Below are 23,023 nucleotides of genomic sequence, written 5' to 3'. Positions count from 1 at the left end.
TCCCCCACCACCGCACCCATTCGGCTGGTCGTCGTCGGCCAGGGTTATGTCGGCCTCCCCGTCGCGATGCGCGCGGTGGAAGCCGGCTTCTTTGTCATCGGTCTCGACACCGATGCGGTTCGCGTGTGGTCTTTGAAGGACGGAAAGTCCTATGTGGACGACGTGTCGGCCGAACAGCTGCAAAACGCTCTGGCCAGCGGACGGTACCTGCCGACGGACAGCTACGACGACGCGCAAGCCTTCAGCGCGGCCATCGTCACGGTGCCGACGCCGTTGAAGGACTCCGCTCCCGACCTGCAACATGTCGAGTCCGCCGTCAGAGGGCTGGCACCGCATTTGCGCCCGGGAGCGACAGTGGTGCTGGAGTCGACCTCCTACCCTGGCACCACAGAGGAAGTCGTCGTCCCGCTCCTGGAAGAAGGCACCGGTATGGTGGCCGGGCAGGACTTCTCGGTCGGTTATAGCCCGGAACGCATCGATCCGGGCAATCCACGCTGGAATCTGGTCAATACTCCGAAAGTCGTGTCCGGCATCAACGCGGCATCACTCGTCGCGGTCATGCGCCTCTATGACCGGCTGGTCGACACGACCGTGCCGGTGCGCACGACCAAGGCGGCCGAGCTGACCAAACTCCTGGAGAACACGTTCCGGCACGTCAATATCGCACTGATCAACGAAATCGCGGTGTTCGCCCACGAGCTCGACGTCGACGTATGGGAAGCGATCGACGCGGCGACCACCAAACCGTTCGGCTACTGCCGGTTCACGCCGGGGCCGGGCGTCGGGGGTCATTGCCTGCCGGTTGACCCGAGCTATCTGTCGTGGCAGGTCAAGCGGGATCTCAAACGCGACTTCCGGTTTGTGGCGCTGGCCAACGACATCAACGACCGCATGCCCGACTACGTTGTGCAGCGGCTTACCGCCGCGCTCAACTGGCGGCACAAAGCTTTGCACGACAGTGTGATCCTCCTTCTCGGCCTCGCGTACAAGCCAAATACCGGCGACATCCGCGAATCCCCTGTGCTGCGCGTTATCGACCAACTCGCGGCGCAGGGCGCGGTGATCCGGGTGGTCGACTCCCACGTCGAACCGCACCGTTGCCCGGAGTCGATGAAGCTCGTCGAGCTCACCGAGTCCGAACTGCGCCAGGCCGACGCTGTCGTACTGCTCACCGATCACGACGACGTCGACTACGAGCTCGTCTCCCGCTCGGCGACTCTCGTGCTGGACACGCGGCACCGGCTGTCCGGCCGGCAGGTGGAGTATCTGTGAGTACCGACGTCGAACCTTCCGCCACCGCGGCGGGGGTGCGGGCGGTGCCTCCGCTCCGCATCCTGCTCGTGCTGAAAACAAGCCAAGGCGGGATGTGGGTACTGCCGCACATCGACGAACTGCGGCGACGTGGGCATTCGGTGATCGTGGTGCTGCCGGCCGAATCCGGACGCCTGCGTGCCGCGCTCCAGGAGCGCGGCGTGCCGCTCACCGACAGCCCGTTCGACTTCAGGTTCCGTCCGTCCCCCGGTGCCCTCGCCGGTTTGCTGCGCCTGCGCCACCTCTTCCGCCGGCTGTCCCCTGATGTGCTGCACTACCACTTATACGCGTCGGCGCTGGCGGCACGCCTGGCCGGAATCGGGCTCGGCGTCCCGAAGGTGCACATGGTCGCCGGCCCGCTCTATCTGGAGTCGGGGCCGATTCGGACGGCGGAGCGGCTGCTGTCCCGATTGGACTCGGTGACGATCGGGGGAAGTGAGTTCACCGCGCGCCGGTATCGCGAGCTGGGCCGGCCGCATGGCCGGTATCCCGCAATTCCCTACGGGTTGGACACCCAGTATTTTCAGCCGCTCGGCGAGCGGACCCGAACGGGGACACGCACGATACTCGGCGTCGACCAGGGATCGTTCGTGGTCGTCATGATCGCACTCGTCTACGCCCCGAAACGGCTCGTTTGTGGTGGCCGCGGCATCAAGGGCCACGACGTACTCATCAGCGCTTGGCGAAAGTTCCACGCGGAGCATCCCGACAGCCGGCTGATCCTCGTGGGCAGCGGTTTCGACGAAGCGGGCGAACGGTATCGCCAGCAGTTGATCCACCTTTTGCGACTCGATGACGACACCAGCACCGGGATTACCTGGCTGGACACGACCGACGATGTCCGGCCCTACTACGCCGCCGCCGACCTGTCGGTCTCGCCGTCCCTTTCGGATAATCACGGCGCAGCCGTCGAAGCCGGCGCGATGGGTCTGCCGAGCGTCGTCAGCGATGCCGGCGGTCTTCCCGAGGCGGTACCCCGGGACGGCGGCTGGGTGGTACCGCGGGGGAACAGCGACGCGCTCGCGCAGGCACTGGCGATGGCCCACGGCGAGCATGTCCGCCGGGTACTGCACCTACGCGGTGCGCGGGCCCGGCAGCACATCCTGACCAACTTCTCCGGATCCCGGGTGGCGCAAGCGATCGCCGACACGATCGAAGAGGCCGCCGGCCGGCCGGCCACCGGCCGGGTTTTCAGTTTGTTCACCGACGCCAGGTTCATCGTCCGCGGCGGGGGCTGGGTGCCCGTGGATCCCGCGAACGGCCCATCCGCGCGGGAAGGCTATCTCCGCGACGGCAACAGGATCCGGGTGGTGGCCCGAAGTGAGCCGCTACCCGGCGGGTCGAGCTTCCAGTTCGAGGACGGCAGCGAACTGCGGCCGTTGCCCTACTACCACGGAGGCGGTGGCCTGCTGGCCAAACTGGTTCCGCTGACCACCTCCGTCGTGCATGCCGTAGCCGACGCCGATGCGGTGCTGCTGCGGCTCCCCGGCGCGGTCGGCTCGGTCGCCGCGGCTGCTTGCCGCGCCCTGAACCGGCGCTACGCCGTCGAAGTGGTGGGTGACCCCGCGGAGGTTCTGCGATCCGGTGCGCTGGGCGCGGCAGGTCGCAGGCTGGCCGGGCCGGCCGCAGGCTACCTCCGCTGGGTCGTCCGCGGCGCGTCCGCATCCCGGTTCGTCACCAGCAAGACATTGCAGCGACGTTACCCACCACGGCCGGGCACCCCGACCATGACGATACCGAATGTCCGGCTCAGCAAAAGCATGTTCGTCGACCAGGGCCGCCACTGGTCGCCGGGGCCGTTCCGGCTCGTGGCGATCGGGAGTCACGAAACTCGCTACAAGGGCCACGATGTGCTGTTGAAGGCAATCCGGCTCCTGCTCGACGACGAGGTCCCGGTCACCGCGGCCATCGCGGGCGATGGCCGGATCCACCACGAGCTACTCGCTTTAGGACGGTCGGCTGGACTCACGGGACACGTCACCTTCACCGGCACGCTGGACGACCGGGCCACCGTCATCGACCTGCTGGACTCGGCGTCGTTGTTCGTGATGCCCTCGCGGACGGAAGGGTTGCCCCGTGCACTCGTGGAGGCCATGGCCAGGGCGCTGCCGGCCGTTGGTTCCGCCGTCGGCGGCATCCCCGAGTTGCTCGATCGCTCGTGTCTCGTGCCCGCGGACGACGAGGTGGCACTTGCGGCCGGCATCCGCCGGCTGATCTCGAATCCACGGGAGTGGGAAACGCAGTCCCGACGCAATCTCGCCGTCGCCCGGGACTACGAACAATCGGTTCTCGACGAGCGGCTCACCAGCTGGCTCCGCGATGTCCCGTCGGCTCGGAGCCGCCGATGACCGTGACGGTCGTCCACATCATGGGCACCCTGAACCGGGGCGGCGCGGAAAGCGTCGCACTCGAGCTGTGCCGCCACATCCCGGCCACCGAAGTGCGGCAACGGTTTCTCGTCCTCGGCGGGCATGAGGGAAGCTTGGCGCCCCGGTTCCGGGCCGCCGGCGCGACAGTGGATTCCTGCCCCGTCCGGCCCATGGTCACGTTCGTGCCGCGGCTGTGGTCATGGTTGCGCGCCGCGCACCCGGACATCGTGTTGTCTCATGTCAGCCTGTCCAGCGGGATGATGCTGGCGGTGGCGGCCTTGGCCGGGGTGCCGGCCCGGATCGCACGCCTGCACAGCGAGGGCGACGGCCGGCCGGGGACGGTTATCCGGGTAGTGCAGCGTGCGGTGATGCGCATGGCCTTGCGTCACTGCGCTACCGCAGTACTGGGCGTCACCGATGCCGCGCTCGCATTCTCCGCCCCGCCTCGGGGAGACCGGCGATATCGGGTGCTGCCCAACGGGGTCGACACCGGCCGGTTCGCGGTTCCGGCGGAACCTCCGGCACATCCGATATTTGTCCACATAGGACGGTGTGCGCCGGAAAAGAATCGCGCCTTCCTGCTGCCCGTCCACACCGAAGCCTGCCGGCTCCGGCCCGATACCGAGCTGGTGGTGGCCGGCCCGGGCGGGTGCACCGATCTGGGCTCGATGGCGGCCGATTCTCCGCTGATCCGGCTGAACGGCGAAATCGAGCACGTCGAGAAGGTGCTCGCCGAAGGCAGCGTGCTGCTGTTGCCGTCACTCCGCGAGGGCCTGCCGGGTGTCGTGCTCGAAGCGCTCGCGACCGGAGTACCGGTGCTGGCCTCGGATCTGCCGGGGTTGCGCGCACTTTCGCGGCAACTTGGCGGAATCACCCTGCTCTCACTGGCGGCCGGCCCGCAAGTGTGGGCCCGTACGGCGCTGGGCCTCGCGGAGATGCCGGCCGCAGAACGACAGCGGATCGGGGCCGGGCTCCGCCGGTCGCCCTTCGCCCTTGATCGGAATACCGAATCCTGGAGGCAGTTGTGGACCACTCGCTGACCTCCGACCGGCCTCGCATGCGCGAGTTTCTGGTGTTCGCACTGCTTTGCATCACGTGTGCGTTGTTCATCCAGCCGCTGGGCAACGACGACCTACCCGTCCTCGCGGCGGTATATGGCATCACCTGGGCGCTGTGCGTCGCGGTGCTCGCGCGGCGAGGGTTCTACCGGCCCAGCACCGCCTATATCATCCTTTTCGGGCTCTTCCACGGCGGCTTGCTGATCAGCATCGCGCTGGGTGGGCCAGATGTTCTGCCCGGCTACGACAGTTCGTGGCTCAGTGGCGGATACACCGCCGGCGCTGTGCGCCTGACGATCACGGGCATGGTCGCCTGTACGCTCGCCGCGACGGTGGCCGCCGGTTCGGCTCCGACGCGACCCCCCGTCGCGGTTTCGCCCCTGGCCGGCGGTATATCCGCGGCGACCGGGTTGTCAGTGGAGCTTGCCGGTCTCGGTATCTTCGCGAGCGCCGTTGCGCAGGCAGGCGGTCTCGGGCTGCTTTCCGGCGGATATACGGAATTCCTGCAGGCCAACGAATCCGACGGGTCACTCGGCTACGGCACACTGCTCATCGGGGTCGGCACCATTCTGGCCATCATCGCGGGCGGGCCGGCTCGCGTTGCCGGATGGATTGGTTTTTCCTGTTACGCAGCAGTGGCTTTTCTGATCGGAACGCGTGGCGCCGTGTTGTTCCCATTGCTGGCGTTGCTTGTCGTCGAGCATCGGCGAGGGCGCCGGATCAGACCACAGTGGACACTCATCGGCGTGCCGTGCCTGCTCGCCCTGATCGGGCTGGTGCGGGCGACGAGACTGCCCGGCGGCGACACCCGGATATCCTCCCTGTGGTCGGCGCCGCTGGAGGCCGTCGCCGAAATGGGCTGCGCGCTGCGCCCCGTCACGGTCGTCCTGGACTGGCACTCATGGGGTGACTCCTTCCTGCATGGGATGACCCTGGTCGCCGTGCCGATGCGTTTCATCGAGGGGGTGACCGGCTGGCACGGGGGGCCACCAAGCACGGACGACCGGCTGCTCAACGTCGAAATCACTGACCGGGTCGGGCCCATCGGCGCCTCGCCCATCGCCGAGGGATACCACAACGCCGGGCTGCTGGGCGTCGTGGCGCTGCTGGCCGTGATCGGCCTTGTCCTCGGGGGCCTTGAACGTCGTCCACGCACTCCACTGGCCGACGCCCGCGTCGGAATCGTTCTGCTGCCCCTGCTTATCCAGACCCGGAACAGTTTCGCCCCGGTGCCCGTCCAGCTCGGGATAGGACTGCTGCTGTTGTGGCTGGTGTGGGCCGTCTCCCGCGCGGTCTCGGCACGGGTGGGGCGGCGATGAAGGGGCTGGCGACATTGTCCGGCGCGAGCGCCCTGCAGGCGGCCGCGAACTCCGCGGCCGGTCTGGTCGCCACGCAGGCGCTCGGCCCGCGAGAACGAGGATTGATGGTGCTGGGCGTGACAATCGGCAGTATCTGCGGGCTCGTCGGCGGGCTTGGCTCTGGTGCCGCGTTCCGCGCCTTCCTGCCTGCCGCCCCCAGCTCGGACGCGCGGCGGCGGCTGGTTTCCACGTTCACGTGGTGCTCCCTGTGCGGTCTGGTGGTTGCGCTGGCCGGTGCGCTGGCGACCACGGCGGCCTCGTCACGGTGGATCGACAGCGCGCTCGCCACGCCCGGATTCCTTGGCGCCACAGCGAGTTTCACCGTGGGTCAGGTACTGCTGGCGCTGGTCCCGGATGCCTGGTTCGCCGACGGCCGGTTCCGGCGCGGCGGGATGGCTGCGGCCCTGGTGAGCGCGGGTGGTCTTGCCGGTGTGCTCGCCGCGTTGACGGTCTCGGTGTCCGCGTCGGTTGTCTTGCAAGCGCAGGCATCCGGCATGGTTCTCGCCGGGCTGGCCGGGTTGTGGGGTCTGCGCCGGGCAGGCCTTGCCAGGCTGGACTGGCCCGAACCGGCCAGGATCCGGACGTTGCTCCGCCGGGGCACACCGACGCTCGGATTGACGGTCGGGCTGGTCGTGGCGCTGCGCGCCGATCGCTACTTTCTCGGCCTCGCGGGTGGAACCACCGCGGTCGGAATCTACTCGCTCGCCGCGAGCCTGTCCGAGACCGCACGGCTGCTGCCGGCGGCCGCCGGGCAACTGTATCTGCGGGATACCTCAACCGGGCTCGGTGCCCGCCGGCTCCGTCCGGCGACCGCTTTCGCGGTCGGTGCCGCGCTCGCCGGCGGCCTGATCGTCGTCATCGCCGCCTGGCTGTTCATAGTGCCGGTCTTCGGTACCGAGTTCGCTCCTGCCCGGCCGCTGGTGGCGATCCTCGCCGGAGCCGAACTCTGCCTGGCACCGTACTCGGTGGCCAGCCGCGGCTTGCTCGGCGGCGGCTGGACAGGGGCGGCCGGCACGCTGGGAATTGCCGGCAGCGCCGTCGCGCTGGCGGTGTACGCGATTTCGGCCGACTGGGCTGGGGCACTTGGTGTCGCCATCGGATCCGTACTCGTCTACGCCGGTCTTTCCGTCGGTTCCACCGGCATCCTGCGGCGCCGGGTCCGTACCGTGAAGGCGGTGATCCGGTGAGAAGGATCGTGCGAGGTGCCGGCAGAGCGGCGTTTCTGGCCGCGTCGGCGGTGAGGGTGAACTACCTCCGACTCGCCTTCCCCGGCGTCGAGATCACCGGCTCGGTCATCGGGCCGGGCTGCGAGATACGCGCGGGCGCGGGAGCCCGGATAGTCCTCGACGGTGTCATCGTCGGCCGGGGGTGTCAGATCATCGCCGGACCTTCGGCGTCGGTCCATATCGCCGCCGAGTCCATCGGACCGCATTCGGTGCTTGTGGCGCGCGAACGGATCGAGATCGGCGATGGCTGCTTGCTGGCCGAAATGGTCGTGGTCCGGGACTCAGACCACGACCGGAGCGGCGGCTTACCACTGCGCGCGGGTGCGCACCGAACGTCGTCTGTCCACATCGGACCTGAGGTCTGGCTGGGCGCTCGCGCCACCGTGCTCAGCGGTGTCCGGATCGGTGCCGGCGCGACAGTCGGTGCCGGTGCAGTGGTGACCCGTGACGTGCCGCCAGGCATCACCGTGGCCGGTGTCCCCGCGACAACCATTCGACCCACCTCACCTTCTGGAGGCAGCTCATGACGTCGCTAGCCGCTTCTGGCGGGCGCCCGGTCAGAACAACTCCGCTGCCATCGTGGCCGGTCTTCAGCCAGGAGGAAATAGCGGCGGCGGGAGAGGTACTGGCCTCGGGGCAGGTGAATTACTGGACCGGCAATCATGGACGCAAATTCGAACAGGAATTCGCTGAGGCTACGGGAACGGTATACGCAGTCGCGGTCGCCAACGGCACCGTTGCGCTGGAACTGGCACTGGGCAGTCTCGGCATCGGCCCCGGGGACGAGGTGATCGTGCCAGCGGCGACCTTCATCGCGACGGCCTCAGCGGTCGTGCGATGCGGCGCTACACCGGTAGTCGTCGACGTGGACCTGCGCACCCAGTGCCTCACCAGGGAAACCGTGGAGCCACGGCTTTCCCCGGCCACCCGGGCAATCGTGGTCGTCCATCTCGCCGGGCACCCCGCGGAGATGGCACCGCTGCTGCGGCTTGCCAGGGAGCGGAGCATCAAGGTGGTCGAGGACTGCGCCCAGGCGCACGGAGCCCACTATTTCGGTCAGCCGGTGGGCAGCCTCGGCGACGTAGCCGCCTGGTCGTTCTGTCAGGACAAGATCCTCAGCACCGGTGGAGAAGGCGGCGCCATCACCACCTCCGATCCGACGCTTTGGCGACGCTGCTGGGAACTCAAGGATCATGGCAAGAACGCCGCGGAGGTAGAACAAGGCGCGCGACACCCCGGCTTTCGCTGGCTGCACGACAGCTTCGGCACCAATGCCAGGATGACGGAGATGCAGGCCGCGATCGGCCGGGTGCAGCTGTCCAATCTCGACACCATGGTCAAGCACCGGCAACTCAACGCCGGCATTCTGCTCGAGACTCTCCGCGAACATCCGGCGATCCGGGTCGAGGATCCACCGGCCCACGTCGAGCACTCGTACTATCGCTTCTACGCGCATGTACGGCCGAACCGGCTGCGCCGCGGCTGGGACCGCGACCGGGTGGTCGTCGCGATCAACGCCGAAGGAATCCCCTGCGGGTACGGAGGTTGCGCGGAGATCTACCGCGAGCGGGCCTTCGAAGTGATCGACGGCGCGCCGAGACGACTGCCCAACGCCGCGGAACTCGGCCGTACTTCACTCACCTTGCCCGTCCAACCCAATCTCGACACCCATGACGTGCAGGACATGGTCGCGGCCGTGGTCAAGGTGCTGATGGCGGCGACGGCATGATCGCGCGGGCCCGGCCGGGATCCGACGGGCGGGCCCGGCGCACCTGCGATGTGCTGGCTGCGAGCATCGCGCTGATCGTGCTCACTCCCGTCCTGCTTGCCGTGTCGTTGCTGGTCGGTTGGCGGCTGGGCTCGCCCATACTGTTCCGGCAGCGCCGGGCCGGGAGGTTCGGCCGGGAGTTCGTGGTGCTCAAATTCCGCACGATGCGCCCGGCGAGCTACCCGGGTGAGCCGGATTCCGTACGCGAGACCCGGCTCGGCACCATACTGCGCCGGATGAGCCTGGACGAGCTACCGCAGCTGGTGAACATCCTGCGCGGCGACATGAGCGTCATCGGTCCACGCCCGACTCTGCCGGAGCAGGTGCGCCGGTACGACCGGAGGCAGTTCGGCAGGCTGGCGGTACGCCCCGGCCTGACCGGCTGGGCTCAGGTACACGGGCGAAACCTGCTCAGCTGGCCGGATCGGATCGAATTGGATCTGTGGTACATCGAACGCCGGAGCTGGCATCTCGACGCGTGGATCGTGTTGCTGACGGTGGCCTGCCTCATCCGCCCACATGGCGTCGTCGGCCAGTCGGGCGTCAATCCCGATTTTCCCGAAATCCACCGGAGTGGCGATGAAACTCGGCCTGCATCTCATCGATGAGCTCGAGACCCGCATCGACCCGCGGCTACTCGCGCCACTGCGTCCGGTCGCCGTGGCCCTCGGGCGACGTCAACGCCGCCGGGTGAGGTTCTCGGGCGGAGCGTGGGGTTCCCTATTACGTATATTGCCGCGCGCACGTGAGTCCGCACGTGCATTCGATCTTCACGTTTTGACCCGTACGAGGTGATTCTGCTGGAAACCACTTCCCGCATCGCCCGCGAGCCATAACAATGTCGCACCGAAAGAATTTCTGACGAACGTTGCCATGAAAGGGAAACCATGCACCGCGAGGTCGAAATAGCCGCGGCCTTCATCGCACTAACCGATCTGAACGACCGGCTGTCAGACGAAGCACGTTACGCCGACTGCCTGGCCGGATATGCGTCCCGCCTGCTCAACTGCGACGCGGCCGGTGTGCTGTTGGCCGGACCGGACGGACGACTCGGCGCGGCCACCACCTCCCCGGGACTGATGGAAATCATTCAACTTGCCGAACTGCGCGTCAACGACGGACCGAGTGTCAGCGCCTTTCACACCGGGGCCGCGACGAGTGTGGCGGACCTGCGGACCGACGAACGCTGGAAACCCTTTCGGTCGGTCACGCTCCAGACCGGATTCACGGGAGTACACGCCATCCCCGTGCCGTCGCCCGGGAAACCGGTGGGCGCGATCACGCTGCTGCGCAGGCGGCCCGGGCCGTTCAGCTACGAGGACGACAGGCTGGCCGAGTCGCTCGCGGCCATCGCCGGTGCCCACCTGTGTGCGAAAAGAGCCATCACCAGCGCCGAGACTCGGTCCGAACAGCTGAAGACCACGCTGCGCTCCCGCATCGGGATCGAGCAGGCGAAGGGTATTCTTGCCGAACGGCACGGAATCACATTGACCGCCGCGTTCGAGCGAATGCGCTCGTTCGCGCGCCACCACCGGCGCCGCCTCGACGACGTGGCGCGTACCATCGTCGAGAACTCCCCGAGTGCAGCGCAACTGGATCCATTGACCAGGCCGACGCCAGGGTGAGGTGTCTCCATGGATATCGGCAGCCTCCCGTCGCGGTTACCGCTCGTCAACCAAGAGAAGCAGGTATTCACCCGGAACCGCGTGACCACGCCAACCGCGCTTCGGGGATGCGGTTCATCACTCCAGTGGCGGCAGTGCCATGGTGCAGCTGTGCCCTCCCATGCCCAGGGACGATTTCACCGTGAGCGCAGCCGGCGGGGGTGTCGGCCCGGACAACGGCTGAAACATCTCTCGTACCCCACCGGGATGGCCGCGACTTCGACGGCGGACGCCGCACCTTGGCGGTGCGCCACCAACGGTTTGACCGGATACAACCCCGTGTCCATCATCGATTGATGATCGGAGAGCAGCATGGGAATCGAGGCCAACGATATTGACAACCTTACCGCCGGCACCGACCTGGGCTCCGACCTGCTCACGAACCTCGCGCTGTCGGAAAGTGGAAGCGCCGGATGGCGGCTGGACCTGGCCACGAACTCCGTTGTCTGGATGCCGGGAATCGGCGAACTACTGGAACTCGACGGAGTTGCCCGCGACGCGGTCGACCGACGCCTTCACCAGGCGGTGAAACCGTTGATCGAGGAAGCCCGGACAAACCCCGCGCAGGATGAGTTGGAGCTGGTCCGGAAATTCGAGAAACCAAATGGCGGCGTCCGATGGACGCATTTCCGGGCGTTGCGATTCGGTTCCGGCGACGCAGCCGGGCTGGTGGGCGTGGCGACGGACGTAACCGGGTACGCCGAATCGCAGCAGGCGCTGACCGACCTCAGTGACCGCTACCGGCTTCTGGTCGACCTCAGCCCCGACGGGATCGTCGTCCACCAGAGCGGTCAGATCGTCTACGTCAATCCGGCGAGTATGCGATTTGTCGGCGCGCGTAGCGAAGCCGAGCTCATTGGACATTCCATTTTGGACTTCGTACGGCCGGAGTCCATACCGGCGCTCCAGGCGCGAATCCGGTCGCTGCGCCGGCCGGGGGCGACCTCTGAACCCGCCGAGGCGACACTGCGCCGCGTCGACGGCGGCTCGCTGACGATCGAGTCGGTGTCGGTCCGCACCACCTGGCATGGCGAAGCCGCGTTCCAGGTCATCATGCGCGACGTCACTGCCCAGCGTGCGGCCGAAGCGGCCGTACGGTACCAGGCGGCGCTCGTCACCCACGTCAGTGACGCGATCGTGGCTACCGACGAAAGCTGGGTGGTGACCAGTTTCAATCCCGCCGCCGAGGCCATCTTCGGCGTCTCAGCTGACGATGCACGCGGCCGTACCGTCGAAGAATTCGTCGGCGTACGCCTGGATGCCGAAGCGGTGGTGCGTGCGGGCGGGGCAACCTTGACGACCCACCGGCTGTGCGACGGCGAACTGCGCCACCTGCGTGTGTCGGCGGCACATATGGACGGCGGATACGTATTGGTCTGCGCCGACGAGACGGCACGGCGCCGCGCTGAGCAATATTTCACCGCCGTCGTCGCGTCGCTCGAAGAAGCGGTGGTAGTGCTGAACAAACAGGGAATCGTGGAATCGGCCAACCCTGCGACCTCCCGGATGTTCGGCCTACCGGCAGAGCGGATCATCGGCGCGCGTGCCGACTCGTTCACCGCCTACGACGAGACCGGGCAGCGCATACCGGTAACGGAATATCCGACAACTATCACGAGGGCGACCGGCGAGCCACAAAACTCACAGGTGATCCGGATGAAGCGGGCCGATGGTCGTGATGTTTGGCTTTCGGTAAGCAGTCGCCCCCTGGAGCCCGACGGCGACGCTCCCTACGCCGTGGTCGCCTCCTTCAGCGATACCACAGAAAGCCGCGAGTTCAGCAAACGCCTGCTCTACGAAGCCACCCACGACGCGCTCACCGGGCTCGCCAACCGAGGCCTCCTCGTCCGAAGGCTCAACGATGCCCTGCGCGAGCCGTATCGCAAGGAGACGATCACCGTCCTGTTCGTGGACCTGGACAAGTTCAAGGTCATCAACGACTCTCTTGGGCACAGCGCCGGCGACGACGTGCTCCGGATCGTCGGCAAGCGGCTGCACGGGATCATCCGGCATGGTGGCCTGGTCGGCCGTTTCGGTGGCGACGAGTTCGCGGTGGTCGACTTCCACATCGGCGATCCGAAGGAGACCGAGACACTGGCGAAGCGGATCCAGGAAAGCCTTGCCGCACCGATCAGTGTTACCGGCCGGGAGCTGCGCATCGGCGCCAGCATCGGAATTGTCATCGCCACGCCCGAGGACAATCGTCGTGCCGAAGATCTGATCCGTGATGCGGATGTCGCGATGTACGAGGCGAAGACCCATGGGCCTGGCCGCTTCGAATTCTTCGACGTCAAGCTCCGGGAACGGCTGCAGCGCCGGCTCGGGCTGGAACAGGACCTACGGCGCGCGGTACTCAATGAGGAACTGTGGGTGGCCTATCAGCCGGTAGTCGAGCTAGGCACCGGCCGGACCGTGGCAGTGGAAGCACTGCTGCGCTGGGACCAGCCGGTCCTCGGCGCCATCTCGCCCGACGAGTTCATTCCGCTCGCCGAGGAAAGCGATCTCATCAACCGGATCGGCATCCAGACGTTACGGGTGACCACCCAGGACATCGCCGAATGGCGACACGAACACGAAGTGCCCCTACAGCTGGCCGTGAACCTATCAGCCCGTCAGCTCGACGATCCGGATCTGCTTGTCACGGTGGAGCAGGCGTTGCGTAGGGCGGACCTTCCCGCGAAAGCGCTTTGTCTGGAAATCACCGAAACCACGTTGATGCGCGACCCGGTCGCCGCGACGGCGAAACTAAAGGCGTTGCGAACGCTCGGCGTATCTCTCGCCATCGACGATTTCGGTACCGGCTACGCCTCGCTGGCCCAATTGCTGCGACTACCGCTGGATATCCTGAAGGTGGATCAGTCGTTCGTCACCGCACTCGTCGATTCCCATGAAGCCGAGGGTGTAGTCGGTGGCATCATCGCAATGGCACATGGAATCGGGCTCATCGTGATCGCGGAAGGTGTCGAAACGGCACAGCAAGCCGGAATCCTGCGCCGTCTGGGCTGCGATCAGGCGCAGGGCTACTTTTACGGCCGCCCCGAATCGAGCACGACGTGGATGCCGCCGGAAGCATGACCCAGGTCTCTCCCTACGCTCCGCCGTGGACCCGGCACGGACCGGCCATCGAGAGCTGTCCCCACTGCATTGCCGTGACGGCCGAGGCGATCGCCCGCCACGGCCGGCCCAACGCCGCAACGACCTGCACAGCTTGCACGGACACCGCATACCCACTCGCCGCCCTGGCGTCTGTCCAGTAGCTACAAGGGGTACGACAACCCCGCCAGGGCACCGGCATCCTTCGCCTCGACCGAACCGGCCGCGCTGCGGAATGTCCCCCAGCCCGTTGCCAGCGGCCGGACAGCGTGGTGGTGCAGTCGCGTTGAGCACCAACCAGCTGTACGCGGGCGGCACCAGCCGAGTCGCACAGATCGACTCTGGGGGCGCGCACGGGAAACGACAGCTACAACGTGTCGAGCTGGGAAGCTTGCGCCGTCTTACCTCTTCCACACCTGTGCACGACACATCGGCCGCCGGTGCGGTCATCTCGCCGAGCATGCTCATCGACAACGAGGTACGCCAGTGGTCCACCACCTCATCAGGACCGACACGAACCGCACTACCCGCCACCACCGCTCCCCCATCACCGGGCACCCCGCTTCGGCCGCCGCTCCATCACCAAGGGCACGTCAGCCCGAATCAGCAGCCCACCAGGCACAACAACTGGTGTGATAGCTGCCGGAATCTCACCGGGGGCACCCGCAGCAATCACACCATGCTTGACCTGGTGTTTTTCCAGTCCGACCTTTGTGTCGTCGCTTACCTCCGCAGCGGCTTCGGCGATGCCGTCGATTCTGTCGCTGGGCAGCGCGATGTCGATCATGGCGTGGTCCGTTTCGTGGTCGACACTGAGATGCAGTTTGGTGAGTTCGTGAAGGCGAGCCTGGAGCTCGACGGGCGCGCGATAATGGTTCACCGCCAGGTGCGGTAACAGGTTCAGAAGGTCAAGATCCTCACGAGTGGCAGTAGCCGGTGACCACTGGTCGTGGTGATCGAGTTCGGTGATCTGGTCCAGCACGAGCCGGTGTTCCGCCCCGAGCAAGTTGCATCGCTCCCTGAGCCCATGCGTAACGGATCCTCGGGGTCGGCATCTTCGGCCTGACGGAGCACGTTGTTTTGCTTGCGGGCCGGCTCCGCGGCATGCTTCTCCAGCCGAACACGACGCCCGGCCCGTTCGCGACGTTCCCGATCATCAACCTGAGCCAGCTGCGGGGTGAGTAGCTCCATCCGGCGATGACCGAACAGGTACCCGGCATAGACGTGATTCACGGCGGCAAGGATCGCGTCTTCGCGCATGTACACGCTCTGGGGATGGTCGGTTATGGCCACGGTGGTGATGCCCGAGCTTCGGCAACATCGATGACATGATCCTGTCACTCTGTTCGCGGGGAATGACAACCCGCGAACAGAGGTGCAATTGTGTGAAGTATATGGCGTGAATGCGTCGCGGGAATTGATCTCGAATGTCACCGAGGTGGTGGTCGACGAGATCAAGACGCGGCAATCGCGGCCGCCCGACGGGGTGTATCCGGGTCAAGGACAACGGGGTCGTCACCACCAAGGTCGCCTACCTGGCCATCGGGGTCGACGTGGACGGCCGCAAGCACGCCCTGGGCTGCTGGATTCAGGACACCGAGGGCGCGAAGTTCTGGCAGAAGATCCTCTCCGGCCTGCGTCGTGCACGTCATCCGCAACGCGATGCGATTCGTGTCCTACGGAGACCGGAAGACGATCGTCAAGGCGATGAAAGAAATCTACACCGCACCCACCCTTGAGGCCGCCGAACTCGGCCTGGCAGAATTCGACAGGCAATGTGTGGCGTAACGCAGTGGGATGAATTCATCCCAATTCTCGACTACCCGCCCGAACTACACAAGATTGTCTACACGACCAACGCGATCGAGTCGATCAACTTCCAACTCCGAAAAATCACGAAGAACCGCGGACATTTCCCCGACAAGGACGCCGCAATGGAACTCTCAACACACTGATCAACATCTTCCCAGGACGCATACTTTTCTGATAACCTGTAAATGTAAGCAATCACCTCTGGCTTACACAAAAGACGTGACAGGCTCACCAGTACCACTTCGACGTGTACGCAGACTCGCCCGCACCAGGTGCACCACGCACAATTGCACCTCCGCCTGCGGCCACAACGCTGTGATCGCGTCGGGCAGCCCTTTGAGCCCGTCGCAGGCGACGATCAGGATATCCTCGACGCCACGATTCTTCAGGTCCGACAGGTGATTCATCCAGCCCTTGGCGCCCTCGCCGCCGGTACCGACCCACATGCCCAACACGTCCCGCTCACCGGCCAGAGTGATGCCCACAGCAACATAAATCGACCGGTTACCGCGCCGTCGCGAATCTTGTGAATAGCATTGGCGGCCACATCGGCCGCCCTGTCCTCGCCTCTCAACCTTGAACCCTTTTCCACCGGAGCAACCGCCCCAGCATGCTCAAGATCACCCGCCACCCACAAGATCACGGACAGCCCCGCCCCTTGGTCACGCCATACTTCGCGACGCCCGTCGAGATCCATCGTTCGGCGCAGGGGCGCACTGGATCAGGTCCACCGTGAGATCTCGGGAATGATGTCTCGTCCGATCACGTCCAGGGCCGCTACGTCACCGGCGATGGGTGTGCTGCCATGTACGACTTGGATGCCAGCGTCGTGGAGTTGACGCAGATTCTCGAGCAACTGTCCAGACTTCTCGCCGTCGCTGCCGACGTCGAAGTGGATAGACGACGTACGCAGGATCGTGTCGTAGTCGCGACCGACCGCGGCACAGTGGTCGCGCAGCACAGTCAGTTTGTGCGCGACTGTCTTTGCGTCTCCGAACAGGTTGCAGGCATCCGCGTACTTGGCCACCAGTCGCAGCGTTTTCTTCTCGCCTGACCCGCCGACCATGATGCGGGGGCGGTTGATCGGCAGGGGGAGGTTCAGCGTCTCGGCCAGCTGGTATTGCTCCCCGCGGTAGGGAGCGACTTCCCCGCTGAACATCTGCTGACAGATTTGCAGTGCCTCCTCCAAGCGTGCGAATCGTTCCGCGGTGGGCGCGAAGTCCAGGCCTAGTCCAATGGCCTCCTCCTCGTTCCAGGCGGCTCCGACACCCAGCCAGGCTCTGCCGCCGGAAAGCACGTCGAGGGTCGTCACCGCCTTCGCCAGGAGGCCGGGTGCCCGATAGGTGACTCCGGTGACGAGCGTGAACAGCTCAACTTTGCTGGTGTGGGCGGCGAGATACCCGAGCGTCGTGTACGCCTCGAGCATATCCATGTTCTTGTTGCCGACCTGATTGATTTGCCAGAGGTGGTCCATCACGGTGACCTTGGCGAACCCTACGTCTTCGGCCTTTCGAACGACGCTTGCCAGGGTCGGCGCCAGTTCGGTGTTCGGTCCACCGAACGTGAAGTTGCTGATGTGTAGCCCGAGTTCCATACCTGTCCGTCCTTTTGCCGCGGCTCCGTGCCGATGGCGTCAACTGGTCGATCGATCAGTACACGGCTCTGTCCAGCATCCTGGCGTCGTGCGAGGCCAGCACGATGTCGGCTTCCTGGTCGAGTTTCGCGAAAGCTGTGTGGCAGTCTTCGAGGCTGGCGTGAAGGCTTGGTGCAATGTGCCCTGGAGATTCCGCGGTGCCTTCCCAGTTCTCGATCTGGTTGACGAGGTCGCCCACGACTGCGTAGCGGCCGGTTCGTCCCTGAAAAATTACACCGGCCGACCCGGGTGTGTGCCCCGGCAGCGAAACCATCCGGAATCCCGGGGAGACTTCGATGTCACCGGTGACGGGTTCGATGCGGTCGAACGACGGCATCCAGCTGGGGGACGTTCCGCGCGTTCCGACCTCGTATCCGCGCCGGAACTGGGTCGGCGGCGAGACAGCGAACTGAAGTTCGCGTTCCTGCACGAAGATCCGGGCGTTGGGGAGGTTCTCCGCGCCGGCGCAGTGGTCCCAATGGAGGTGGGTGTACACCACGGCGGTGATCTCAGCGGGGTCGACGCCGGCGGCGTTCAGCGCTTGGTCAATCCGATGATGTTCCTCGACCACGACCGGGAAGGTCGAGACGCATCGTGGCGCCGGTCCCGTGTCGACGAGGACCGCGGTGCCGTCGCTCCCCCTGGCCAGCCATGAGATGCAGGGCGCGTCGACCGTAGCGTCTCCGTGGTATCCCTCGAGGAACTTGGTCAACGGGAAGGCTGGAAGCATCCCGACCAACAGAGGTTCTAGCGTGAAAACGGTACTCATCTCTGGGTCTCCCCTATTTGACGGCGCGTCACGGGCGTCATCGATTGGCTGAGGTTGGTCAAAAGCCGAAGAGTCGCGCGGGGTTGTCGACGAGGATTCGGTGGATGGCTTGAGGGTCTGACGAAAACTGGAAAAGTAGGTCGAGCAGTTCGCTCTCCGTCGGCGGATCCTCGATCAGGGCGTGCGGCCAGTCGGTGGCCCAGATGACGCGCTCGGGCGCATGTTCGACGTAGGCGCCGGCGATCTCGACGGCATCCGGCCACGGTCGTCCGAGCTTGGAGGCTCTGTTGCCGTTGGACAGCAACAACCACCAGTTGCCGCGATCCAACAGCCTGGCAACATGGTCGAACCGTTCGCGATCAGTAGTCGGGTCGAACCAAACGGCTGGCATGTGATCGAGCACGAAGGTCGCGTCGAGGTCCTCCACGATCTTGGTGATGGCGGTCGTTTCGCAACCGTTGATGTGGAGCTTGACGTGCCAATCGCGGTCGACGGCGCGCTTCACCTGTCGGCGGAGTTCACCCGGTTCCATGCCGAGGTTCAGCGCCGGGAAGAAGTTGAATCGCGCTCCTTTTACCCCGGCGCGCTCGAGGCTCGCCAGCGTCGCATCGCTCACCGAGTCATCTATCACCGCGATCCCTCGATAGTTCTCGCCCGCTCGATCGAGGGCATCCAGGAGCGCCCGGTGGTCGGTGCCGTACGCGGAGGACTGCACGAGCACGCCTCGTTCGATGCCGATGGCCGCATGCATGGCCAGGGCCGCGTCGAGTGTGGCGGCCGGGTTGTCCCAGGGCGCGGTGGGAGCAAGAGGAAACTTCGCTCGATCACCGAAGACGTGCACCTGGCTGTCACAGGCGCCGGGTGGCAAGGGGCGGGCGGTGCTCGGGATCTTGGTTTCGACCGTCATATCTGTTGCTTCAGAGACCGACCACGACAGATTTCTCTTCCGTGTAGCTCAGGACTTCCTCGAGGCATGATTGCTTGCCGAGCCCGCTGGCCTTCGTACCTCCGAACGGCATACCGCGGATTCGGCGCCCGGTGCTGTTGACGTAGAGGGTGCCCGCCTTGATCCGGCCGCCGATTTCCATCGCCTGCCCTAGCGTTCCGGCAAGCACGCGGCAGATCAGGCCGTACTCCGTCTGGTTGGCGATGGTGATCGCTTCATCGGTGTCCGAGTAGGGCATGATCGCCAGCACCGGCCCGAAGATTTCTTCGTTTGCTATCCGCATGTCGGGTGCGACGTCGGCAAAGACGGTCGGCTGAAGGTAGTAGCCCTGATCGAATCCGGCCGGGCGCCGGCCGCCGGCGACGAGCCTGGCCCCTTCGTCGTGGCCCACAGCGATGTAGTTGCGCACTCGGTCGTAGTGAGCCTGGTATGCGAGTGGGCCAATGTCGGTCGCGTCCTCTCGCGGATCTCCGATCACGAGCCGGCCTACTCGATCGACGATCCTGTCAATGACGTCGTCGTATATCGCCGTCGGCAGGAGAAGCCTCGTTGTGGACTGACACGACTGACCGGCGTGGGTGAAGTTCATGCCGCTGACAGCAGCGGCAGCCACGGCATCGGGCGCAACGTCCTCGGTGACCACGAGGGGATTCTTTCCGCCGAGTTCGAGGGTCACGTTCTTGATGTGCTTTGCTCCAAGTTCGAGAAGGCGACCGCCGGTTGGCACGCTTCCGGTGAATCCGATGCGCCGAATGGCCGGATGCGCGGCGATCGCGGCACCAGCCTCGTGCCCGAAGCCGGTGATGACGTTGAAGACACCGGGCGGGAAGACGTCCTTGGAGATATCGGCGAGGATGAGCGCGGAAAGGCTCGTCTGCTCGGCAGGCTTGATGATCACGGCGTTACCGGCGAGCAGGACAGGCGCGGCCGACTGAACGGCGAACATGAGGGGATGGTTGAACGGGACGATCCGAGCCACGATTCCGTACGGCTCTCTCACTGTGTAGGCCATGGTGCCGGCCGGGCTGCTGAAAGTCGAGCCGGTCAACGTCGGCGCGTACGACACGAAAAGATCGATCGATGCGATGGATGCTTGTATGTCGTTGACAGCCGTGCGACGGGTGAGGCCGGCATCCACGATCTCCGCTTCGATGAGGTCATCTGCTCGGGCCAGAATCGCTGCGGCGAAGTCTTTCAACAGCTGCGCCCGCCTGGCAGCGCCGAGAGCCGCCCATGGTGCGAGCGTCGGCTCGATCATTCGAACGGCGCGGTCCACATCGATCTCTTTGGCGGCCGCGATATGACCGATGACCGTCCCATCGATCGGGGAGATCGACTCGATGCGGTCGGATGCGTGAAGCGGCTCCCAGTTTCCGGCGACGAAGATGCCTTCCACGGTCGGAAAGGAACGTAACCCAGCCAATTCGTGCTCCTGTTGTCTGCATCGTCGTTGCTTAGTCGATCGGGGGCCTGTCGCTCGGGCCTGGCGGGACGAGCAACCTGTCGCAAGAACTCAACTCTGTCTGTCGACTCACCGATACGGGCGTCGACCCCGTGGAACGTCGGGGACCTGCTGGTCCTTCCGGAGTCCAACGGGAGAACCACCACTCCCTGTGCGTCGCCATGACAAGCCTGATCGAGACACCGGACGCATCGAGTGCATAGCTCCGCGCAATTGAGTCGCCAATGTTCATCTATCAAACCATGACGACCGGTTATCGGTCAACGATGAACACCGGGCCTGTTTGATGGAGGGGACATCCGTCGACGACTGTGTACCGGGCGAGCGAGATCAGGCCCAACGGTCCGGCCGGCTTGACCTTGTCTCCGAGCTTGCGCTCGGCGCACCATCGGCTGATAATAGACCCACAGCGGCTGTTATTCATACACCCTGGTGTGACCGCTCTTCACTGCCTCCCGTTTGCAACGGCTGGCGTTACCCGAATCAGGAGGTTCAGCGGGTGAAGCTCGCGTCCTTCGACGGTTTCCGGATCGGGGTGCTCGTCGGAGCATCGCTGCATGACATCAGCGAGGTGATCGACGCACGCTGGCGAGCCACGCCGCACGCGATGACCTCGCTCATCGAAGACTTCGCCCTACTGCGGCCCCAGATTGACCGGCGGGTGTCCGACAGCACCGGGGTCCCGATCGAGTCGGTGCAGCTACTTCCCCCTGTGCCGGCGCCCACTCACGTGTTCGCCGCGCCCCTGAACTATCGCCGGCACATCGATGAAATGGACGGCTCGTCCATCGTCGGGGCGGACTTCTCCGCTGCGAACTCGGCCGAAAATCTGGGGTTCTTTCTGAAAGCACCCGGATCGCTCATCGGTGCGTCCAACGCGATCGAACTCCCGCCGCTCGACGGACGCTCGTTCCACCACGAACCCGAACTCGCCGTGGTCATCGGCAAACGAGCTCGCGCATTGACACCACGCAGCGCTCGCGGCGTCGTTTTCGGCTATTCCTGCCTGCTCGACATCACGCTGCGCAACAGCAGCACTGTGCAAAGCGAGCGGGTCATGCGGAAGTCGTTCGAGACCTTCACCCCGATGGGGCCTTTCATCGTCACCGCCGACGAGGTCGGCGAGCCTTCTGACCTGACGATCAACCTCTGGGTCAACGACGAGCTGCGGCAGTCGGCGTCGACCGCGCAACTCATCGTCGGCGTCCATGAGCTGCTCGCTCAAGCCAGTCACGTTCTTACCCTCAGACCCGGTGATATTTACGCGACCGGCACCCCTGAGGGCGTCGGACCCATCGTCGCGGGTGACACCGTCCGGATCGCGATCAGCCGTATCGGCTCCATGAGCGTGCCGGTGGTGCAGCGGAAATGGTGAACCCCGACACCAAGCTCAGCGCACCGACTCCGAACTACTCGACCTCATCCCACCCAGCAGCCAGGAGGTTCACCACGTGATGAACTACGACCTTGCTACTACCGACCTGACGTACGCGGATCTCATCGCGCGGATGCGCTCGAGGGAACTGCTCCCACTCTGGGAACAAGTACGGCGCCTCAACACCGACCACCCACAGCCCAAAGCCGTCCCCTGGCTGTGGCGCGGGGAAGACATCCGACCGCTGGCCGAAGCAGCGGGTCGCCTGGTCACGATCGACCGAGGAGGCGACCGGCGAGTGCTCGTACTCGCGAACCCTGGTCTGGACGGAATGCCGTTCACCAGTTCGACGCTGTGGGGAGCGATTCAGTATCTCGGCCCGCGCGAGACCGCCCCGGCCCATCGGCACACCGCCGCTGCCCTGCGTTTCGTCCTCGAAGGGTCAGGGGTCTTCACGACCGTCAACGGCGATCGCGTCGACATGGCGGCCGGTGACCTGATCCTCACACCGGGATGGGATTGGCACGATCACACAAATACCTCCGACGGGTCCATGGCATGGTTCGACGGGCTGGACCTCCCCGCCGTGTACAACCTGGACGCAGTGTTCTTCGAGCGCTTCGCGGAGTCGATGCAACCGCTGACCGGCAGTGACCTGTCCGAGGTTACGCATGCGGAAGCAGGTGTTCGGCCAACGACCGAGGAAGTCCCGCTCAAGCGGCAAGTCCGCTACCGCTGGGAGCGGACCGACCGGGCGCTCGACGCGCTTCTACGCGAGTCCGGTCAGTGTTCGGCAACGATCGAGTACATCGACACCCGGACCGGCGGCTCGGTGCTGCCCACCATCGCCTGCGAAGCTCAGCGCCTCCTCCCGGGGTATCGAACCCCGACCCGGCGGCACGCCGGAAGCCGCATCTGCGTTGTCTATGAAGGATCGGGCATCGCCGTGATCGGCGGCAAGCGGTTCGACTGGGAGCGTGGCGATGTCTTCGTGGCACCCTCCTGGGCCGCCATCGATCTCGAGAGCCATACCCCCTCGTCACTGTTCTGGATGACCGATCGCCCCCTGCTGCAAGCGCTCGGGCTGTATCGCCAACACCAAGCAGAACAGCATCAAGTCATCGAGGCGACCTTCGAGCCCACGTAATCCGCCCGTACTCGCGAAAACAGCCGAGCCGA

17 protein-coding genes and 2 pseudogenes are annotated in these 23,023 nt (G+C 65.4%); 13 read left to right on the top strand and 6 right to left on the bottom strand.

Features of this window, described 5'->3' with window-relative positions:
* The 10 genes from GKO32_RS29255 to GKO32_RS29210 form a co-directional block, all read left to right on the top strand.
* Positions 1 to 1,272, top strand: a 1,272-nt coding sequence (locus GKO32_RS29255; RefSeq protein WP_246244868.1) for a nucleotide sugar dehydrogenase, incomplete at its 5' end; no start/stop codon positions are given.
* Positions 1,269 to 3,659, top strand: a complete 2,391-nt coding sequence (locus tag GKO32_RS29250; protein WP_154760134.1) for a glycosyltransferase — start codon at positions 1,269 to 1,271, stop codon at positions 3,657 to 3,659. The genes GKO32_RS29255 and GKO32_RS29250, both read left to right, overlap by 4 nt.
* Positions 3,656 to 4,720, top strand: coding sequence for a glycosyltransferase (locus tag GKO32_RS29245; RefSeq protein WP_154760133.1), 1,065 nt, complete (start codon positions 3,656 to 3,658; stop codon positions 4,718 to 4,720). The genes GKO32_RS29250 and GKO32_RS29245 overlap by 4 nt, the downstream gene beginning before the upstream one ends.
* Before the next feature lie 17 nt (positions 4,721 to 4,737).
* Positions 4,738 to 6,057, top strand: a complete 1,320-nt coding sequence (wzy, locus tag GKO32_RS29240) for an O-antigen polysaccharide polymerase Wzy (RefSeq protein WP_154760132.1) — start codon at positions 4,738 to 4,740, stop codon at positions 6,055 to 6,057.
* Positions 6,054 to 7,283 carry a lipopolysaccharide biosynthesis protein gene (locus GKO32_RS29235; RefSeq protein WP_166459774.1) on the top strand — a complete coding sequence of 410 codons (1,230 nt, stop codon included), beginning with the start codon at positions 6,054 to 6,056 and terminating at the stop codon, positions 7,281 to 7,283. Before wzy ends, GKO32_RS29235 begins: the two co-directional genes overlap by 4 nt.
* On the top strand, positions 7,280 to 7,849 hold the full coding sequence (locus tag GKO32_RS40285; protein WP_312868721.1) for an acyltransferase: 570 nt from the start codon (positions 7,280 to 7,282) through the stop codon (positions 7,847 to 7,849). Before GKO32_RS29235 ends, GKO32_RS40285 begins: the two co-directional genes overlap by 4 nt.
* Entirely contained in the window at positions 7,846 to 9,051 is a 1,206-nt protein-coding gene (locus GKO32_RS29225) for a DegT/DnrJ/EryC1/StrS family aminotransferase (RefSeq protein ID WP_154760130.1), read from the top strand. Before GKO32_RS40285 ends, GKO32_RS29225 begins: the two co-directional genes overlap by 4 nt.
* Entirely contained in the window at positions 9,048 to 9,698 is a 651-nt protein-coding gene (locus GKO32_RS29220) for a sugar transferase (RefSeq protein ID WP_154760129.1), read from the top strand. The genes GKO32_RS29225 and GKO32_RS29220 overlap by 4 nt, the downstream gene beginning before the upstream one ends.
* A 279-nt stretch (positions 9,699 to 9,977) precedes the next feature.
* On the top strand, positions 9,978 to 10,715 hold the full coding sequence (locus GKO32_RS29215; RefSeq protein ID WP_154760128.1) for a GAF and ANTAR domain-containing protein: 738 nt from the start codon (positions 9,978 to 9,980) through the stop codon (positions 10,713 to 10,715).
* A 351-nt stretch (positions 10,716 to 11,066) separates the two neighbouring features.
* Complete coding sequence (locus GKO32_RS29210) at positions 11,067 to 13,829, top strand: sensor domain-containing protein (protein WP_154760127.1); 2,763 nt, start codon at positions 11,067 to 11,069, stop codon at positions 13,827 to 13,829.
* 565 nt (positions 13,830 to 14,394) lie between these two features.
* Here the strand turns inward: GKO32_RS29210 and GKO32_RS29205 are convergent.
* The gene (locus tag GKO32_RS29205) at positions 14,395 to 14,829 is read right to left on the bottom strand and encodes a hypothetical protein (RefSeq protein ID WP_154760126.1); all 435 of its coding nucleotides are present in this window, start codon (positions 14,827 to 14,829) and stop codon (positions 14,395 to 14,397) included.
* Between the two features lie 331 nt (positions 14,830 to 15,160).
* On the opposite strand from GKO32_RS29205, the pseudogene GKO32_RS40790 reads away from it, so the two are divergent.
* Positions 15,161 to 15,790: pseudogene (locus GKO32_RS40790) on the top strand (transposase); the annotation flags it as partial.
* Between the two features lie 120 nt (positions 15,791 to 15,910).
* On the opposite strand, the pseudogene GKO32_RS29185 reads toward GKO32_RS40790, so the two are convergent.
* From GKO32_RS29185 to GKO32_RS29165, 5 genes and pseudogenes are all read right to left on the bottom strand, one after another.
* A pseudogene (locus GKO32_RS29185) lies at positions 15,911 to 16,165 on the bottom strand (transposase); the annotation flags it as partial.
* 215 nt (positions 16,166 to 16,380) lie between these two features.
* Positions 16,381 to 17,253, bottom strand: a complete 873-nt coding sequence (locus GKO32_RS29180; protein ID WP_154760122.1) for an LLM class F420-dependent oxidoreductase — start codon at positions 17,251 to 17,253, stop codon at positions 16,381 to 16,383.
* Between the two features lie 55 nt (positions 17,254 to 17,308).
* Complete coding sequence (locus GKO32_RS29175; RefSeq protein ID WP_154760121.1) at positions 17,309 to 18,061, bottom strand: N-acyl homoserine lactonase family protein; 753 nt, start codon at positions 18,059 to 18,061, stop codon at positions 17,309 to 17,311.
* Between the two features lie 58 nt (positions 18,062 to 18,119).
* Positions 18,120 to 18,968 carry an amidohydrolase family protein gene (locus GKO32_RS29170; protein WP_154760120.1) on the bottom strand — a complete coding sequence of 283 codons (849 nt, stop codon included), beginning with the start codon at positions 18,966 to 18,968 and terminating at the stop codon, positions 18,120 to 18,122.
* A 10-nt stretch (positions 18,969 to 18,978) separates the two neighbouring features.
* Positions 18,979 to 20,403 (bottom strand): aldehyde dehydrogenase family protein, encoded by a 1,425-nt coding sequence (locus tag GKO32_RS29165; protein ID WP_166459773.1) that lies wholly within the window; start codon positions 20,401 to 20,403, stop codon positions 18,979 to 18,981.
* Between the two features lie 352 nt (positions 20,404 to 20,755).
* On the opposite strand from GKO32_RS29165, the gene GKO32_RS29160 reads away from it, so the two are divergent.
* On the top strand, positions 20,756 to 21,844 hold the full coding sequence (locus tag GKO32_RS29160; RefSeq protein WP_154760140.1) for a fumarylacetoacetate hydrolase family protein: 1,089 nt from the start codon (positions 20,756 to 20,758) through the stop codon (positions 21,842 to 21,844).
* 298 nt (positions 21,845 to 22,142) lie between these two features.
* A complete protein-coding gene (locus GKO32_RS29155) occupies positions 22,143 to 22,991 on the top strand; it encodes a cupin domain-containing protein (RefSeq protein WP_208024583.1) in 849 nt (282 codons plus the stop codon).
* Positions 22,992 to 23,023: the final 32 nt, after the last annotated feature.

Source organism: Amycolatopsis pithecellobii, from assembly GCF_009707865.1.
GTDB classification, from domain to species: Bacteria; Actinomycetota; Actinomycetes; order Mycobacteriales; family Pseudonocardiaceae; genus Amycolatopsis_E; species Amycolatopsis_E pithecellobii.
The sequence above is the reverse complement of the archived record's forward strand: the minus strand, read 5'-3'. Positions and strand labels throughout refer to the sequence as shown.